At 64.7% G+C, this 16841-nt stretch carries 14 protein-coding genes; 7 read left to right on the forward strand and 7 right to left on the reverse strand.

Features of this window, described 5'->3' with window-relative positions; translation table 11 throughout:
• Positions 1–17 precede the first annotated feature (17 nt).
• Genes hemL through APH33_RS19475 form a run of 3 tightly spaced genes read right to left on the reverse strand, consistent with a single transcriptional unit; the run spans position 18 to position 2752 of the window.
• Positions 18–1301: a glutamate-1-semialdehyde 2,1-aminomutase gene (gene hemL, locus APH33_RS19465; protein WP_054886725.1), complete on the reverse strand. Its 1284-nt coding sequence runs from the start codon at positions 1299–1301 to the stop codon at positions 18–20.
• 16 nt (positions 1302–1317) lie between these two features.
• Complete coding sequence (gene thiE, locus APH33_RS19470) at positions 1318–1941, reverse strand: thiamine phosphate synthase (RefSeq protein WP_054886726.1); 624 nt, start codon at positions 1939–1941, stop codon at positions 1318–1320.
• Between the two features lie 13 nt (positions 1942–1954).
• On the reverse strand, positions 1955–2752 hold the full coding sequence (locus tag APH33_RS19475) for a hydroxymethylpyrimidine/phosphomethylpyrimidine kinase (RefSeq protein WP_054886727.1): 798 nt from the start codon (positions 2750–2752) through the stop codon (positions 1955–1957).
• A 265-nt stretch (positions 2753–3017) separates the two neighbouring features.
• Between APH33_RS19475 and APH33_RS19480 the strand changes: the two genes are divergently transcribed.
• The 4 genes from APH33_RS19480 (at position 3018) to APH33_RS19495 (ending at position 8994) form a co-directional block, all read left to right on the forward strand.
• Positions 3018–5009 carry a hybrid sensor histidine kinase/response regulator gene (locus APH33_RS19480; protein WP_054886728.1) on the forward strand — a complete coding sequence of 664 codons (1992 nt, stop codon included), beginning with the start codon at positions 3018–3020 and terminating at the stop codon, positions 5007–5009.
• Positions 5010–5151: 142 nt separating this feature from the next.
• Entirely contained in the window at positions 5152–6804 is a 1653-nt protein-coding gene (locus APH33_RS19485) for an acyl-CoA dehydrogenase family protein (RefSeq protein WP_054886729.1), read from the forward strand.
• Between the two features lie 84 nt (positions 6805–6888).
• On the forward strand, positions 6889–8352 hold the full coding sequence (gene amn / locus APH33_RS19490) for an AMP nucleosidase (RefSeq protein ID WP_054886730.1): 1464 nt from the start codon (positions 6889–6891) through the stop codon (positions 8350–8352).
• A gap of 6 nt (positions 8353–8358) precedes the next feature.
• Positions 8359–8994, forward strand: coding sequence for a pseudouridine synthase (locus APH33_RS19495; protein WP_054886731.1), 636 nt, complete (start codon positions 8359–8361; stop codon positions 8992–8994).
• 4 nt (positions 8995–8998) lie between these two features.
• Here APH33_RS19495 and APH33_RS19500 read toward each other — a convergent pair whose 3' ends face one another.
• Complete coding sequence (locus APH33_RS19500) at positions 8999–9202, reverse strand: DUF2788 domain-containing protein (protein WP_027917747.1); 204 nt, start codon at positions 9200–9202, stop codon at positions 8999–9001.
• Between the two features lie 52 nt (positions 9203–9254).
• Positions 9255–9731, reverse strand: a complete 477-nt coding sequence (locus APH33_RS19505) for an Lrp/AsnC family transcriptional regulator (RefSeq protein ID WP_003249795.1) — start codon at positions 9729–9731, stop codon at positions 9255–9257.
• Positions 9732–10122: 391 nt separating this feature from the next.
• On the opposite strand from APH33_RS19505, the gene APH33_RS19510 reads away from it, so the two are divergent.
• Positions 10123–10941: a DUF6515 family protein gene (locus tag APH33_RS19510; RefSeq protein WP_054886732.1), complete on the forward strand. Its 819-nt coding sequence runs from the start codon at positions 10123–10125 to the stop codon at positions 10939–10941.
• Between the two features lie 77 nt (positions 10942–11018).
• Here APH33_RS19510 and APH33_RS19515 read toward each other — a convergent pair whose 3' ends face one another.
• Both APH33_RS19515 and APH33_RS19520 read right to left on the reverse strand, forming a co-directional pair.
• Positions 11019–11888, reverse strand: a complete 870-nt coding sequence (locus APH33_RS19515; protein WP_054886733.1) for a cation diffusion facilitator family transporter — start codon at positions 11886–11888, stop codon at positions 11019–11021.
• Between the two features lie 25 nt (positions 11889–11913).
• Complete coding sequence (locus APH33_RS19520; RefSeq protein WP_054886744.1) at positions 11914–12333, reverse strand: hypothetical protein; 420 nt, start codon at positions 12331–12333, stop codon at positions 11914–11916.
• A 115-nt stretch (positions 12334–12448) separates the two neighbouring features.
• Between APH33_RS19520 and hrpB the strand changes: the two genes are divergently transcribed.
• Entirely contained in the window at positions 12449–14977 is a 2529-nt protein-coding gene (hrpB, locus tag APH33_RS19525; protein WP_054886734.1) for an ATP-dependent helicase HrpB, read from the forward strand.
• A 114-nt stretch (positions 14978–15091) separates the two neighbouring features.
• Positions 15092–16822 (forward strand): ShlB/FhaC/HecB family hemolysin secretion/activation protein, encoded by a 1731-nt coding sequence (locus APH33_RS19530; protein WP_054886735.1) that lies wholly within the window; start codon positions 15092–15094, stop codon positions 16820–16822.
• The last annotated feature ends 19 nt before the right edge of the window (positions 16823–16841 follow it).

Here is a 16841-nt window from a genome sequence, read left to right on the forward strand (position 1 = left end):
AGCGGCCGCGTGCTGGCTTATTTCAGCGCGGCAAAGGCTTTTTCGGCTGCATCCAGGGTGATCTGCAGTTCTTTTTCACCATGGGCGATCGACGTGAAGCCCGCCTCGAACGCACTTGGCGCCAGGTACACGCCACCGTCGAGCATCAGGTGGAAGAAGCGCTTGAAGCGTTCGGCATCGCTGGCCATCACGTCGTCGAAGGTGACGATGTCGTCGGCGCCGCTGAAGTACAGGCCGAACATGGCGCCGGCCTGGGTGGTGACGAACGGCACGCCTGCGGCATCGGCACGCTGCTGCAGGCCATCGAGCATACGGCTGGTGAAGGCGGTCAGCTCGTCATGGAAGCCAGCGCGGCTGATCAGCTTCAGGGTGGTAAGGCCAGCGGCCATGGCCAGCGGGTTGCCCGACAGGGTACCGGCCTGGTACACCGGGCCCAGCGGGGCGATGCAACCCATGATTTCGCGTTTGCCGCCGAAGCAGCCAACCGGCATGCCGCCGCCAACGATCTTGCCGAAGGTCGACAGGTCAGGCCTGATTCCGTAGTAACCCTGGGCGCCGCCGAGCGAGACGCGGAAACCGGTCATCACTTCGTCGAAGATCAACACCACACCGTGCTTGTCGCACTGCTCGCGCAGGCCTTCGAGGAAGCCGGGTGCTGGCGGTACGCAGTTCATGTTGCCGGCCACCGGTTCAACGATGATGCAGGCCACGGTCTGGCCGACTTCGGCGAGGGTCTTCTCGACTGCGGCGATGTCGTTGAACGGCAGGGTCAGGGTGTGCTTGGCGAAGTCTGCCGGTACGCCTGCCGAGCTTGGCACACCTTGGGTCAGCAGGCCGGAACCGGCCTTGACCAGCAGGCTGTCGGAGTGGCCGTGGTAGCAGCCTTCGAACTTGATGATGGCGTCGCGACCGGTGTAGCCACGGGCCAGACGAATGGCGCTCATCGTCGCCTCGGTACCGGAGCTGACCATGCGCACCATTTCCATCGACGGCACCAGCGAGCAGACCAGGTCGGCCATCTCGGTTTCCATCGCGGTCGGCGCGCCGTAAGACAGGCCGTGTTCCAGCTGGCGACGTACTGCATCGAGTACGTCCGGGTGGCCGTGGCCAAGGATCATCGGGCCCCACGAGCCGACGTAGTCGACGTAGCGCTTGTCATCTTCATCGACGACGTAGGCGCCTTCGGCATGCTTGAAGAACAGTGGGGTGCCGCCGACGCTTTTGAAAGCGCGGACCGGCGAATTGACGCCGCCAGGGATGTGCTTCTGGGCTTGGGCAAACAGGGCTTCGGAACGGGACATGGGTCTTCTCTCGAAATCAGGAAGCGAACAGGGCGTTGAAGGCGCGGGCGCGGCGGGTGACTTCCTGCGCGCTGTCGGCACCGAACAAGCCGTGGATGACCGCCAGCAGATCGGCACCGTGGGCGATCAGCGGGGCGGCGTTGTCGAGGGTGATGCCACCGATCACGGCGATCGGCAGTTTTACCTGGGCGCGGGCCTGCTCCAGCAGGTCGACGTTGGCAGCCGGCGCACCGGGCTTGGTGACAGAATTGAAAAAGCGGCCAAAGGCCACGTAGCTGGCACCTTCGTTGGCAGCCTGGGCGGCAAGTTCGACGCTGGCGTGGCAAGTGGAGCCGATGATCGCCTGGCGGCCGAGCAGGGCGCGAGCGGGTGTCAGCGGGCCGTCGGTCTGGCCCAGGTGTACGCCGACGCCCAGGCGTGCGGCCAGTTCGGCGTCGTCGTTGATGATCAGCTGAGTGCCGTAGCGTTCGCAAAGCTTCATCAGGGCTTCGGCCTCGCGCAGGCGGCGGGCGGCGTCATCGCCCTTGTCGCGGTACTGCAGCAGGCACACACCGCCTTCCAGCGCTGCTTCGACGTGGGACAGGAAACGGCCGGCGAGCAGCTGGCTGTCGGTGATTGCATACAGACCGCGTAGCTTCATTGAACGCCTCGTCTCAGGAGCAGAAATCCAGGGGCAGGCGACGCGGAACGTACTGGCCTTTGCCCAGCTGTTCGGCGTCGCGCAGGGTACGCCAGGTATAGTCCAGGGCGCTTTTCACCGCGCTTTGCAATTGCTCGCCGAGGGCCAGGCGACCGGCCAGGGCGCTGGCCAGGGTGCAGCCCGAGCCGTGGTAGCTGCCCGGCAGGCGCTGGCAGGTCCAGGTATGGCTCTGGCCGTCGCGGCTGTACAGGCGATTGTGGATTTCTTCCTCGTCACCGTGCCCACCAGTAATCAGCAGGTTTTTGCAAAACGGCAACAGTTTCTCGGCACACTCGTCGGCGGTGCCTTCAGGGAGTTCGGCCAGGATGCGCGCTTCTGGCAAGTTCGGCGTGGCAATGGTCGCCAGCGGCAGCAGGCGTTCGCGCAGGGCATAGCCAACTTCGTCCTTGCCCAGGCGGCCACCGCCACCGGCTCGCAGCACCGGGTCGCAAACCAGCGGCAGGTGTGGGTGGGCACTGAGCAGTTCGGCGACGGTGTCGACCATGTCGATCGAGCCGAGCATGCCCAGCTTCACGGCGGCGACGGTGGAGTCGGCCAGCACGGCATTGGCCTGGGCCAGGACCCACTCGCGGTCGAGCACACGGAAGTCGGAAACGTTGACGGTATCCTGCACCGTCAGGGCAGTCACGGTAGGTGCGGCGTGACAGCCTTGGGCGAGCAGGGCTTCTATATCTGCCTGCAAGCCGGCGCCGCCACTTGGGTCGTGGCCGGAGAGACAGAGGACAACGGGGCGGGAGCTGTAGGTATTCATGGGCGGCGAGCTTACCACCAAACCCCTTTGTGCGGATCGTCCTACAAACGAGTTTTGTTGATCAAATGGTCAGATTTTCTCGCGTGCTTGCGCTGAAAGTATTGTCCTAGAGCCTTTTGTTAGAAAATTGGAGTGGCCCGTCGCCAGCCTTGAAAGCTATGCTAGAGTGCTCGGATAACTCGACAAACGGGCTCTGCCGGATTTCGTCGTCTCAAAGGGATTGGAGGCCATCGCGACGCGACCGGACAGGCCATGCTGGGGCTGTATGCGCTATTTGCTGATTATGCTTCTGGGCTTGTTGCCCGTGCTGGCCGGAGCCGTCGAAATCGACGAGGCGACTCGGCATCTTCCCTTGGGCAAGATCATGCAGGTCTACGAAGACCGTGATGGCAGCGCGAGCATCGCCCAGGTCAGTGCGCCTATCTTTGCCAGCCGTTTCCGTACGCATCACCAGGACGTGCTGAACGCCGGTTACTCGCATTCGGTGTTCTGGCTCAAGGTCGAGCTGCATTATGTGGCTTCTGCCAATGCGCATCCGCGCCAGTGGCTGCTCGAGCTGGCATACCCCCCCATGGACCATATCGAGCTGTACCTGCCGGGCAGCGATGGCGAGTTCGTCCTGGCCCGGCGCACCGGCGACGCATTGCCCTACGCCAGCCGCCCGATCCGCCAGAACAATTACCTGTTCGAACTGCCACTGCAGCCCGGGCAGTCGACCACCGCCTACCTGCGCTTGCACAGCCAGGGTTCGGTACAGGCACCGCTGTCGTTGTGGTCTGCCGAAGCGTACCTGGAAGACCAGCCGACCCGCCTCTATGTGCTGGGCATGATCTACGGCGTACTGCTGGTAATGGCGGTGTACAACCTGTTCATCTACCTCAGTGTGCGAGACGTCAGTTACCTCTACTACATCCTCTACATTGCCTCGTTCGGCTTGTATCAGGTGTCGGTGAACGGGGCAGGGGTTGCCTACTTCTGGCCGGACAGCCCGTGGTGGGCCAACGCCGCAACACCGCTGTTCATCGGCGCTGCGGGCTTGTTCGGGTGCCAGTTCGCCCGTCACTTCCTGCAGCTGGGCAAGATCAGTCGCGGCTTTGACCGCTTGCTGCAACTGCTGATGCTGGGTGGCGTACTGGTGATGGTGCTGTCGGTGAGCATGCGCTACGGCATCGCCTTGCGCATGGCCACGGTGCTGGCCTTGCTGTTCACCGTGAGCATCTTTGCTGCCGGCTTGTATGCCTGGGTGCGGGGCCTGCGTGTGGCGCGCTGGTTCATCATCGCCTGGACGGCGTTCCTGCTCGGTGGGCTGGTCAATACCCTGATGGTGCTGGGTTACCTGCCTAACCAGTTCATCACCATGTATTCCAGCCAGCTGGGGTCGGCGCTGGAAGTGGCGTTGCTGTCGCTGGCCCTGGCCGACCGCATCAACAGCATGCGCGAACAGCAGGCACAGACCTTGCGCGATACCGGTGAGGCGTTGGAGCAGATGAACCAGCAGCTGGCCAGGAGCAATCACCTGAAGGATGAATTCCTCGCCACCGTTACCCACGAACTGCGGACACCGATGAATGGTGTGATCGGCTCGCTGGAACTGATGCACACACTGCCCATGACTGCCGAGATGGCCCAGTACCACCGCACGGCGGTCGGCTCGGCCCAGGACATGATGGACATGGTTGACGACATCCTCACGTTGACCGAACTGCAGGCCGGCCGGATGCGCCCGCAGGCGCTGCCGTTCAGCTTGCGGCGTACGCTGCAGGACCTGCGTGCCGGTTATGCCGGAACGGCCTTGGGCAAGGGTCTGTACCTGAGCCTGGACATCCCCGCCGAGCTGCCGGACGAGTTGCTGGGCGATGCGCAGAAAGTGGCCCGCTGCCTGGGCTGCCTGGTGGACAACGGCCTGAAGTTCACCCATCACGGTGGGGTGATGATGCAAGTTCGCGGGCGCCGCCTTGGCCCCGACAGCCTGGCGTTGACCTTTACCATCAGCGACAGCGGCATCGGCTTCGATGATCTGGACCAGGCGATTCTCTATCAGCGCTTCTTCCAGGTCGATGGCTCGATGACTCGCCGCTATGGCGGGCTCGGGATTGGATTGTCGATCTGCCGGCAACTGGCCGAACTGCTTGATGCCAAGCTGTCCCATGAGTCGACGCGGGGACTTGGGAGCCGGTTCGAGCTGGCCTTGAACGTCGCCATTGCCCAGGTGCAGATGCCGCCGGGACGGGCCGTGTCGGGGGCTACGCGGTTCTAGGGTCTGCCTTGCAGGCGCTGAAATTGTTGTGGCGAACCCTTGGCAGTCCTGAGCCACATGTTTAGTCATTATTGTCACTATTACTCACCGGCAGGGAGTGCTTCACTGGGCTTTCACGCATGCCCGGATCCAGGAGCTCCCGATGAACCTGCACCAGTACGCTGAAACCCACGAAGTCACCAACCAGCCACCGTCGCTCGACGGTGCCAACCTGTACCGCCTCGACCTGCCGCTGCAGGAATGGTCGCGGCGTTTCGGGGCCGGTTGGGCCGAAGCGCGGATCGACGCCTATGGTGGCTTGGCCGGCGGTCCGCTGATGGCAGCAGGCTTTCTGGCCAATGCGCACAAGCCGGAATTCAGCAGCCATGACCGCTTTGGCCACCGCATCGACCTGGTCGAGTTCCACCCCGCCTACCACGAGTTGATGCGCACCGCCGTCGAACATGGCCTGCCATCATTGCCCTGGGCCGAACCTCGGCCCGGTGCCCACGTGGCGCGGGCGTCGATGACCTACCTGCACAGCCAGGCCGAAGCCGGTACCGGCTGCCCGCTGACCATGACCTTTGCGGCCGTGCCTGCGCTGCGGTTGCAGCCAGAGCTGGCCGAATACTGGCTACCGAAGATCCTCGCCCGCGAATACGACCCGCGCAACGTCGGTGACCGTCACAAGGCCGGCGTGACCCTTGGCATGGCCATGACCGAGAAGCAGGGCGGTACCGACGTGCGCGCCAATACCACCCGTGCTTACCCGGTCGGCAGCCCCGGCCCCGGGCAGCCCTACGAACTGGTCGGGCACAAGTGGTTCTGCTCGGCACCGATGTGCGATGCCTTCCTGACCCTGGCGCAGACCGACAAGGGCCTGAGCTGCTTCCTGCTGCCGCGCCATCGGCCCGACGACAGCCGCAACCAGTTCTACATCCAGCGCCTGAAGAACAAGCTGGGCAACAGCTCCAACGCTTCCAGCGAAGTCGAGTTCCGTGGCGCGCTGGCGTGGATGGTGGGCGAGGAGGGGCGCGGCGTGCCGACCATCATCGAGATGGTGGCCATGACCCGTTTCGATTGCATGGTCGGCTCCAGCGCGTTGATGCGCCAGGCGCTGACCCAGGCGGCGCACCACTGCGCCCATCGCAAGGTCGGCGGCCGGGTGCTGAACGAACAACCCTTGATGCAGAACGTGCTGGCTGATCTGGCGCTGGAAAGCGAGGCCGCGCTGGCCCTGAGCCTGCGCATGGGGCAGGCCCTGGAACAGCTCGACGACCCGCAGCAGGCGCACTTCGCACGGCTGGTCACGGCGGTGGGCAAGTACTGGATCTGCAAGCGGGCGCCGGCCATGATCAACGAGGCTGCCGAGTGCCTGGGCGGTGCCGGTTATGTCGAAGACAGCATCCTGCCGCGGTTGTATCGCGAAGCGCCGGTCAACTCGACCTGGGAGGGTTCCGGCAATGTGCAATGCCTGGACGTGCTGCGGGCGTTGTCCAAGGAGCCGGGGGTGCTCGATGCGCTGTTCGCCGAACTGGGCGACGGGCATGGCGACCCGCGCCTGGCCGCGCATATTGGCAACCTCAAGGGGGCGTTCGCCGATACCAGCGATATCCAGTACCGGGCACGGCAGCTGACCGAAGACATTGCCTTGGCGTTGCAGGCCAAGCTGCTGCTGGAGGCGGGCAATGCCGTGGTCAGCGATGCGTTCATTGGCAGCCGGCTGAACGGTGGCGGGCGGGTGTATGGCGCATTGCCGCGAGGCATCGATGTCGAGGCACTGGTGGCGCGGGCGACCCCCGCCTGGCCCAGCTGAACACGGCGGCTGACCATCGGGGATGTATTTAGTAACAAAGGCAGGCAAGATGGCTGACATGCATGTCCAGACAGGAAGCCCAGTGTGAGCCAAGCTTTTGTAGTCGTTGATACCCCCGAACAGGCCGTCGACCGTCTGGCGGCCCTGCATGAACAGGCCACCGGGGCTCTGAGCCAGGCCCTCAAGCGATACCTGAAGGACCGTACCGAACCGAGTGCCGACGAGCGCGCCCTGTATCGCTACCCGGCACTGCGCCTGACTTATTACAGCCACGGTGAAGTGGCTGCCACCACGCGCGCCTACGCCAAGGTCCAGGTGGCGGGCACCTACAGCGTCACCGTCACCCAGCCGGCGGCATTCCGCGGTTACCTGCTGGAGCAGCTGCGACCGCTGATGCATGACTACACAGTGACTGTGGAAGTCGGCGTCAGCGAGCAGAACATTCCCTACCCCTACGTGGTTGACCAGGGCGATGAGCTGGCTGGCAGCGGCATTACCGCCGCCGAGCTGGCGCGGGTATTCCCCAGCACCGACCTGTCGGCAGCCACCGACAACATCGCCGATGGCCTGTACGACTGGGGCAATGCCGCAACCCTGCCATTGGCGCTGTTCGATGCCGCCCGCGTGGATTTCTCGCTGCGTCGCCTGGTGCATTACACCGGCAGTGACTGGCGCCATGTGCAGCCCTGGATCCTGCTGACCAACTATCACCGCTATGTCGACCAGTTCATCAGCCACGGCCTCGAGCAGCTGCGTGAAGACCCGCGCTTCGTGCGCATGGTGCTGCCAGGCAACGTGGTGATCGAAAAGGGCATGGACCACGGCGAAGCACAGGCATTGGTCGCCAGCGTGGTCTGGCACCGCTACCAGATGCCGGCCTATCACCTGATCGCCGGTGACGGTGATGGCGTGACCCTGGTCAACATCGGCGTCGGCCCGTCCAACGCCAAGAACATCACCGACCACCTGGCGGTGCTGCGCCCGCACTGCTGGCTGATGATCGGCCACTGCGGCGGCCTGCGTCAGTCGCAGACCATCGGCGACTACGTGCTGGCCCACGCCTACATGCGCCGCGATGGGATCCTCGACCGCGTGGTGCCGCCGAACATTCCGATTCCGGCCTTGGCCGAAGTGCAGTTGGCACTTCAGGAAGCCGCGGCACAGGTGACCGGCGAGCGTGGCGAAGAGCTGAAGAAGCGCCTGCGCACCGGCACCGTGCTGACCTACGACGATCGCAACTGGGAGCTGCGCTGGGCCCAGGAGCGGCCGTTGATCAACCTGTCGCGTGCCGTGGCAGTGGACATGGAAAGCGGCACTATCGCCGCCCAGGGCTATCGCTTGCGGGTACCGTATGGCACCTTGCTGTGCGTGTCCGACAAACCCCTGCACAGTGAGATCAAGTTGCCCGGCTCGGCGAATGCCTTCTACAACCGTGCGGTCAGCCAGCACCTGAAGATCGGCATCGCCGCCCTCGACCTGCTGCGCACCGAGCTCAATTCGTTGCACTCGCGTAAACTGCGCAGCTTCGATGAGCCGCCGTTCCGCTGAGGATCCATGCCACTGCCACCCCGTTCCAAGCCGCGCCGCCCCCAGGCGCGGCCTGCCGGCCCCCGTCGCCAGGCCAAGGCGCCACCGGCCGAGCCACGCCTGATCCTGTTCAACAAGCCATTCGACGTGCTGACCCAGTTCAGTGACGGTGAGGGGCGCGCGACGCTCAAGGATTTCATCGACATCCCTGGCATCTACCCGGCCGGGCGGCTCGACCGTGACAGTGAAGGCCTGCTGCTGCTGACCAACGATGGCGGCTTGCAGGCGCGCATTGCTGACCCCAGGCACAAGTTGCCCAAGACCTATTGGGTGCAGGTGGAAGGCGAACCTAGCGACGAGCAGATCCAGCGTTTGCGCGATGGCGTGGAGCTCAATGATGGCCCAACCCTGCCAGCCGAAGCGCGGCGCCTCGACGAGCCCGAGCTATGGCCGCGCAATCCGCCGGTACGGTTTCGCAAGAGCGTACCGACCAGCTGGCTGGAGCTGGTGATTCGCGAGGGGCGTAATCGCCAGGTGCGGCGGATGACTGCTGCGGTCGGCTTGCCAACCTTGCGCCTGGTACGGGTGCGGATCGGCGATTGGGCGCTGGATGGGCTGGAGCAGGGCTGCTGGCGCGAGGTTGCCCCGAAGCTCGCGCGTTGAGGGCCTAGACCCCTTCGAGAAACGCCACCACCACGCTCTTGATGATGAAGGCCAGCACTCCCAGCCCGAGCACGAAGAACAGGATCATCGTGCCAAAGCGCCCGGCCTTGGACTTTTTCGCCAGGTCCCAGACGATGAAGCCCATGAAGCCGATCAGTACAGTGACCAGCACGATCATCATCCACTCTTCGAATACGGCGGGATCCATCTGTGTTCTCCAGGCAGGCTGAGCTTGTGATTATACGCGGGCGAGTGGGCGTTTAACGCAGGTGCGTCAGTGGCAGCTCGGTGCTTGCCAGAACCTGGTTGAGCACGAAGCTCGAACGCACGCTGGTCACCCCTTCGATGCGGGTCAGGCTGCCCAGCAGCAGTTTCTGGTAGTGGTCCATGTCTGGCACCACCACCTTCAGCTGGTAGTCGGCATCCATGCCGGTGACCAGGCTGCACTCGAGCACCTGCGGCAGGTTGCGGATGGCGGCTTCGAATGTCTCGAAGCGCTCCGGGGTGTGCCGGTCCATGCCGATCAGCACGTAGGCGGTGAGGCTCAGGCCGAGTTTCTTGCGATCGAGCAGGGCGACCTGGCGCGAGATATAGCCGTCGTCTTCCAGTTGCTTGACCCGACGCGAGCATGGCGATGGCGACAGGCCGATGCGTTCGGCCAGCTCCTGGTTGGAGATGCGCGCGTCGCGCTGCAATTCGGCGAGGATGCTCAGGTCGTAGCGGTCAAGTTTGCTCATGGAAAAGGCCTTTTCTGTTCGGATTGCGGTGAATTATCGATCCAGGGTTAAAAATTGCGCAAGCGCTATTTATCCGAGCAATCTTCGCAATCCTGTGCCGCTACCGCTCCCGTATCGTTAACCCCAGAATCACTGCCCGGACATCAGTCCACGGCGACGCGCCCTAGGCGGGCGGTCGCGGCCAGCCATCCAACAGGATCTGCAGGCCCCCGGGCTACACAGCTTCCAGAAGACGCTGTGAGGTGAGCCGGCGCCACAAGTGCCGAGCACGGACGACAATTCTCAAAGGGAGGCCAATGGCCTCCCTTTTTTCATGGCCGCAATTTCATCTGCCCTTAGTGCCAGCGCGGTAGACTGGCGGTATGCCGTTTTCTTTACCGTGAGGAACAACATGAAGTCGCGCATCTGGCAGTTGGCAGGTGTTGGTTTGCTGGGCTTGAGTATCAGCGTCGGGGCTATGGCCGAAGGCCCGGGCGAGGGGCACGGCAACGAGGGAGCCCCTGGCCGCGCTCTCAACTCGCGTGACGAAGTGCAGCAGACGCAGCCCGCGCGGCAGGGCTATTACCAGGATATCCCCCGGCACAACGGCGACTACCCCCACTGGCAAGCCGGCGGCCCAGGGCAACGGCCCGGCGGCGACTGGCAGGGGCGCCCGGATGGCCACGGTAATGGCTGGGGCCCCGGGCCGCAGTATCGCCCGGGGCATACCATCGACCACTTCCGGGACCGCTACTGGAAGGTGCCCTACCGCGGCGATGATTACTTCTACTCCGGCGGTTACTGGTATCGCCCGCATGGGGGCAGCTACGTGGTGGTAACCCCGCCCTACGGCGTGCGGGTCAACTACCTGCCTTCCTATGCGCGGGAAGTCTGGCTGGGCGGTGCATTGTTCTTCCTTGTGGCCGACACCTACTACCAGTACCTGGCCGACAGCCAGGAGTACGTCGTGGTCAACCCGCCCGCCATGGCCCCGGCACCGTTGTCGGCGGCAGCGCCGGCCGGCAACAGCTACGACGTGATTGCCTACCCGATGTATGGCCAGGGGCAGGAGCAGCAGGACCAGGACCGCTACCAGTGCCACCGCTGGGCGGTAAGCCAGTCAGGCTTCGACCCGGCAACGGCGCCTTATGCGCCTCCCGGCGAAGTGGCGAGCAACTACCGACGGGCGCTGAGCGCCTGTTTCAGCGGCCGCGGCTACAGCGTCAACTGACGCCTGAGAGGAACTGCTCGCTCCCACAGGGATCGAGCCGACCTTTAAAAAATGAGCAAGACAGTGCCTGCCAATGATCACACCGGGTCGGCATGCACCATCACATCCGCCTGTGGATAACGCTGGCGGATGACGTCCGATGCCTGCACGCACAAGTCGTGTGCCGCATTCAGCGGCAGCTGCCCGGGTAGCTCCAGGTGCAATTGCACGAACCACTGGTTACCTGACACCCGGGTGCGCAGGTCATGCACGCCTTCGACACCTGGAATGCCCAGCACCAGTTCGACCATCCCTTCGCCGATGTCGCTTGGCAGTTCCTTGTCCATGAGAATCGCCGTGCTCTCGCGGGCGATCTGCAGTGCACTCCAAAGGATGTACAGCGCGATGCCCAAGCCGAACAGCGCATCCATCTGCGCCCAGCCCAGGCGTGCCAGCAGCAGGGCCAGCAGGATGCTGCCGTTGAGCAGCAGATCGGACCGGTAGTGCAGCGAGTCGGCGCGCACCGCGGTCGAACCGGTCAGGCGAATCACCTTGCGCTGCAAGGCCAGCAAAGCGACGGTCAGCACCAGCGACAACAGCATCACGCCGATGCCGATGGCTGTGTCACCCAGCGGTTGCGGGGCTTGCAGGCGCTCATAGGCCTGTATCCCGATCAGTACCGCACTGACCCCGATGAACAGCGCCTGGGCCATGCCCGCCAGCGCCTCTGCCTTACCGTGGCCAAAGCGATGGTCGTCATCGGCAGGGCGCAGGGCGTAGTGCACGGCAAGCAGGTTGAGGAACGAGGCGACGGCATCCAGCGCCGAGTCGGTCAGCCCGGCCAGCAGGCTGACCGAGCCGCTCAGCCACCAGGCCACGGCCTTGCTTACCACCAGTATGCTGGCCACCGCCAGTGATGCGCGGGTGGCCAGGCGCAGCAAACGCTGATGCTCGGCTGGGGTGATCATGCTCAGGGCTTTGTCCTTGTCAGTGTCAGGCTGCGGGTACCAGCCCCAGGGCCGCCAGTTGCTCCACGCTGCCGCGGTGCTGGATCAGCCGCGGGTCATCCAGCGGCAGGCGCTGGCCCAGTTCGCTTTCCAGAATGGCCTGCAGCTTGAGGTTGTCGACCTTGCCATCCGGGCTGACGGCGTCACGCAGTTTTACCGGGTCGACCTGGGCGGTGTGCCCGCCTTTGTAGTAGATGGCGCCCGTGGCGAAGTCGATGCCAAAGGCGATCAGGCCTGGGATGACATAGAACAGGATGCCGATGGCGTCCATTGCCGCCACGACGGGGTCGATCTTGCCGCCGATCTGGCCACGGCGCTCTGGATAGAAGATGGTGCCGCAGGCCGTCAGTTGGGTCAGCAGCGTGACGATCAGGGCGCCACCGATGACACGGGATGGGATGCGCATGTAAATCTCCGAAAAGTATTCAGCAGGGCAAGCGAAGCGCCAGCACCTGAAGCTAAGACCATGATAGAGCAGGCTGGGTTCGCCGTTATACTCGCCAGACTGTTCGAGGACCACCATGATTTCTTTACCGATCGATGCTGTCTTGCCCGCCTTGCGCGAAGCCCTGCATAACCGCGATGAAGCCGTGCTCGAAGCGCCGCCTGGAGCGGGCAAGACCACCCGCGTACCGCTGGCGCTGCTCAACGAGCCGTGGCTGGCCGGGCAGACCATCCTCATGCTCGAGCCGCGCCGCCTGGCGGCGCGGGCGGCGGCCGAGCGCCTGGCCAGCGAACTGGGTGAAAAGGTCGGTGAAACCGTGGGCTACCGCATCCGCCTGGACAGCAAGGTCGGGCCGACCACGCGCATCGAGGTGGTCACCGAAGGCATCCTGACCCGCCGGCTACAGTCCGATCCGGCGCTGGACGGCGTGGGCCTGCTGATCTTCGACGAATTTCATGAGCGCAGCCTGGATGCTGACCTGGCCCTGGCGTTGAGCCTCAATGGCCGCGAACTACTGCGTGACGAGCCTGCGCTGAAGATCCTGCTGATGTCGGCGACCCTTGAAGGCGAGCGCCTCTCGCGGCTGCTGGGCGACGCGCCGGTGGTGCGCAGCGAAGGCCGCATGCATCCGGTGGATATCCGCTGGGGCCGGCCATTCCAGCCGGGCGAGTTCATCGAGCCGCGGGTGGTGGACAACGTATTGCTGGCGTTGGCCGAACAGCCTGGCAGCGTGCTGGTGTTCCTGCCTGGCCAGGCCGAGATCCGCCGTGTGCATCAAAGCCTGCAGGACGCCCTGGGTGAGCGGCCAGATGTGCTGCTGTGCCCGCTGCATGGTGAGCTTGACCTCAGTGCCCAGCGCGCCGCCATCGACCCGCCGGCCCAGGGCCTGCGCAAGGTGGTGCTGGCCACCAACATCGCCGAAACCAGCCTGACCATCGACGGCGTGCGCGTGGTCATCGATGCCGGCCTGGCGCGGGTGCCGCGCTTCGATCCGGGGAGCGGCATGACCCGCCTGGACACCCAGCGCATTTCCCGCGCCAGCGCCACCCAGCGCGCCGGCCGGGCAGGGCGCCTGGAACCAGGGGTCTGCTACCGCCTGTGGTCCGAGGCCCAGCATGACCAACTGGCTGCCCACGGCAGCGCCGAGATCCTCCAGGCCGACCTTGCCGGCCTGGCCTTGCAGCTTGCGCGTTGGGGCGTCACTCCCGACCAGTTGCGCTGGCTCGACCAGCCGCCGGCAGCGGCCTTTGCCCAGGCCCAGGACCTGCTTGCGCGGCTGGGCGCGTTCAAGCCGGGCAGCCGCGACAACCTCAGCGACCACGGCCAGGCCATGGCCGAACTGCCGGCTCATCCGCGCATCGCCCACCTGCTGTTGCGCGGCCAGGACCTTGGCCTGGCAACGATGGCCTGCGATGTCGCGGGCTTGCTTGGCGAGCGAGATATCCAGCGCGGTGGTGGTGCCGACCTGCACAGCCGCCTGGCGCTGGTCAGCGGTGAAAGCAAGGCCAGCCGGGGTGGCCAGGGCGGCGTGCAGCGTGCGCGGCAACTCGCTCGGCAGTACCGTGGCCTGTTGCGCGGCAAGGCCACGGCGGCGGTTGCCGCCCCCGACCATCCCCGCTGGCTAGGCGCCTTGCTGGCGCTGGCCTATCCCGACCGGGTCGCCCAACAGCGTCGCGAAGGTGGCGCCGAGTATCGTCTGGCCAATGGCCGGGCCGCCTTGTTCGCCGAGGTTGACGCATTGATGAAATGCCCTTGGCTGGTAATCGCCGACCTCGGTAGCCGCCAGGGCCAGCGCGAAGAACGCATCTATCTCGCGGCCGAGTTCGACCCCGAGCTGCTCGAAGATGTGTTGGCCGAGCAGGTCGAGCGCGTCGATGTCCTTGATTGGGACGAGCGCGAGCAAGTGCTGCGCGCCGAGCGCCAGACCAAGGTCGGCGAGCTGATAGTGGGCCGCGAACCGTTGCCCGGCCTGGATGACCAGGCCCGCGCCAGGGCGCTGCTTGGCCTGGTGCGGCGCAAGGGCCTGAACCTGCTCACCTGGACCCCGGAGCTGCGCCAGTGGCAAGCACGGGTGGCGCTGTTGCGTCAGCTGGATCTGGACAAGGACGGGCAAAGCGAATGGCCCGATCTGGGGGACGAGGCGCTGTTGGCGACGCTGGAAGACTGGCTGCAGCCCTACCTGGGCAAGGTCTCGCGCCTGAGCCACTTCGCCGCCCTGGACCTGCCGTCGATCCTGCGTAACCTGCTGCCCTGGCCATTGCCGCAGCGCCTGGACGAATGGGCGCCGGCGCATCTGGCGGTGCCGTCCGGCTCGAACATCCGCCTGGACTACAGCGAACACCCGCCGATCCTTGCCGTGCGCCTGCAGGAACTGTTCGGCCTGGCCGATACGCCGCGCATTGCCCAGGGCCGCCAGCAGGTAAAACTGCATCTGTTGTCGCCAGCGCGGCGGCCGGTGCAGGTGACCCAGGACCTGGCCAACTTCTGGCGTACCACCTACGCCGAGGTGAAGAAGGACCTGAAGGGGCGTTACCCGAAGCATTACTGGCCTGATGATCCGCTGGTGGCCGAAGCTACCGCACGGGCCAAGCCGCGCGGTACCTGAAACGCGTCTGGAGAAGGGGATTGCCACGTGTCGGTATTTAATTGACGCCAGATTGATGGCGCAATAATATCACGGCCTTTTTCGCAGTATCGCCGTGATTTCGAAGGATCGAACATGCTTTTCCCCGTTTCAGGTCAGCGCGTGCGTGGCTGGCTTGCCTTTGTCCTGCTGGCCGCCTGGGCTGACGTCGCCATTGCTGCACCGCTGAGCAACCCAGGCGATCAGGACCTTATTCGCGACCGGCAGAACCGCCTGCTGGAAGAACAGCAGCGCCGTCTGGAGCAGCTGCGGGAACTGCCCGGCAAAGGCGCCGACACCGTCGCCCCGGCCAGGCCTGCGGACAGCCGTTGTTTTGACATCGTCGACATCGAGCTGGACGGCGCGGATGCGCTTTCCGCCGCTGAGCGCCGGCAATTGCTCGAACCCTACCTTGGCCAGTGCCTGGGCGTGGTGCAGCTCAACGCGCTGCTCAAACGCATCACCGACCTGTACATCGCCAAGGGTCTGGTTACCAGCCGTGCCTACCTGCCCCAGCAGGACCTCTCCAGCGGTCACCTCAAGGTCATCGTGGTAGAGGGCCGCCTCGAAGGCCTGCGGGCGGCCGAAGGCAGCAAACTGTCGGCGCGCGAACTCGACATGAGTTTCCCGGGCCGCGCCGGCGACTTGTTGAACCTGCGCCAGATCGAGCAGATGGTCGATCAGCTCAACCGCCTGCCGTCCAACCAGGCGCAAATGGAGCTGACCCCGGGCAAGGCCGTGGGTGGCAGTGAAGTGGTGGTGCGCAACACCCCGCAAAAACCGTGGCGTGTGGGCCTTTCGCGTAGTAACGATGGTCAGCGCAGTACCGGTGAGCAGCAGTGGGGCAGCAGCCTGGAGTGGGACAGCCCGCTTGGCCTGGCCGACCAGTTGATACTGCGGGGCAGCCACGATGCCATCAGCGATCACCAGAAGACCTCGCGCAGCGCCATGCTCTACTACAACCTGCCGTTCGGCTGGTGGAACCTCAGCTACAGCTTCAGCCAGAGCGAGTACCGGGCCCTGGCCGAGGCCTCCGGCTTCAACTTCAAGCAGAACGGTGACAGCCAGAACCACCAGCTGCGCCTGGAGCGGGTAATTCACCGTGATGCCCTGAGCAAGACCTCGCTCAACACTGGCCTGAGTTACCTGCGCACCAACAACTTCATCGAAGACAGCAAGCTCGACACCAGCAGCAACCGCCTGAGCGAAGCGCAGTTCGGCATCAACCACGGCCGGCGCATCGGTAGCGCCTTCGTCAACGTCGACCTGGGCATGCAGGACGGCATCGGCGCCTTCGATGCCCAGCGCGAAGACCAGCGTGATGCCGCGGGCAATCGCCAGGCGAACGCCCGCTATCGCAAGTACACCGCCACCGTCAGCTACCTGCAGCCGTTCAAGCTGGCGGGCGAGTCACTGGTGTTCAGCAGCATGGTGACCGGCCAGCGCAGTGAAGACCTGTTGTTCAGCCCACAACGCATGAGCCTGGGCAGCCAGTCTTCGATCCGCGGCTACAAGGACCAGAGCCTGAACGGTGACAGCGGTTACTACTGGCGCAACGACCTGCGCTGGAGTCGCCAGGTGGCCTGGGACTGGCTGCGCCCGGTGCTGGCCGAGTATGGCCTGGGGCTTGGCTATGACGTCGGCGCCATTCGCCACGACCGCTACAACAGCGGGCAGAGCGGGCGGTTGTCCAGCGATGCCATCGAACTGTTCGCCCGCGGCAGGAATGTCGCCGCCAGCGTGACCTTCGCCCACTCCCTCGAACGGCCGACGGCCATCGAAGCGCGAGAGGCGCCGGTCTACTTCCGCCTGGATTTCTACCTTTAGCACCGTTTACCGAGAACCG

The sequence above is a fragment of the Pseudomonas sp. NBRC 111130 genome (assembly GCF_001320485.1).
GTDB classification, from domain to species: Bacteria; Pseudomonadota; Gammaproteobacteria; order Pseudomonadales; family Pseudomonadaceae; genus Aquipseudomonas; species Aquipseudomonas vlassakiae.

What these genes read in the sequence shown, in the direction of transcription:
- hemL (WP_054886725.1), bottom strand. Translation starts at nt 1,301, where the DNA reads ATGTCCCGTTCCGAAGCCCTGTTTGCCCAAGCCCAGAAGCACATCCCT.
- thiE (WP_054886726.1), bottom strand. Translation starts at nt 1,941, where the DNA reads ATGAAGCTACGCGGTCTGTATGCAATCACCGACAGCCAGCTGCTCGCC.
- APH33_RS19475 (WP_054886727.1), bottom strand. Translation starts at nt 2,752, where the DNA reads ATGAATACCTACAGCTCCCGCCCCGTTGTCCTCTGTCTCTCCGGCCAC.
- APH33_RS19480 (WP_054886728.1), top strand. Translation starts at nt 3,018, where the DNA reads ATGCGCTATTTGCTGATTATGCTTCTGGGCTTGTTGCCCGTGCTGGCC.
- APH33_RS19485 (WP_054886729.1), top strand. Translation starts at nt 5,152, where the DNA reads ATGAACCTGCACCAGTACGCTGAAACCCACGAAGTCACCAACCAGCCA.
- APH33_RS19495 (WP_054886731.1), top strand. Translation starts at nt 8,359, where the DNA reads ATGCCACTGCCACCCCGTTCCAAGCCGCGCCGCCCCCAGGCGCGGCCT.
- APH33_RS19500 (WP_027917747.1), bottom strand. Translation starts at nt 9,202, where the DNA reads ATGGATCCCGCCGTATTCGAAGAGTGGATGATGATCGTGCTGGTCACT.
- APH33_RS19505 (WP_003249795.1), bottom strand. Translation starts at nt 9,731, where the DNA reads ATGAGCAAACTTGACCGCTACGACCTGAGCATCCTCGCCGAATTGCAG.
- APH33_RS19510 (WP_054886732.1), top strand. Translation starts at nt 10,123, where the DNA reads ATGAAGTCGCGCATCTGGCAGTTGGCAGGTGTTGGTTTGCTGGGCTTG.
- APH33_RS19515 (WP_054886733.1), bottom strand. Translation starts at nt 11,888, where the DNA reads ATGATCACCCCAGCCGAGCATCAGCGTTTGCTGCGCCTGGCCACCCGC.
- APH33_RS19520 (WP_054886744.1), bottom strand. Translation starts at nt 12,333, where the DNA reads ATGCGCATCCCATCCCGTGTCATCGGTGGCGCCCTGATCGTCACGCTG.
- hrpB (WP_054886734.1), top strand. Translation starts at nt 12,449, where the DNA reads ATGATTTCTTTACCGATCGATGCTGTCTTGCCCGCCTTGCGCGAAGCC.
- APH33_RS19530 (WP_054886735.1), top strand. Translation starts at nt 15,092, where the DNA reads ATGCTTTTCCCCGTTTCAGGTCAGCGCGTGCGTGGCTGGCTTGCCTTT.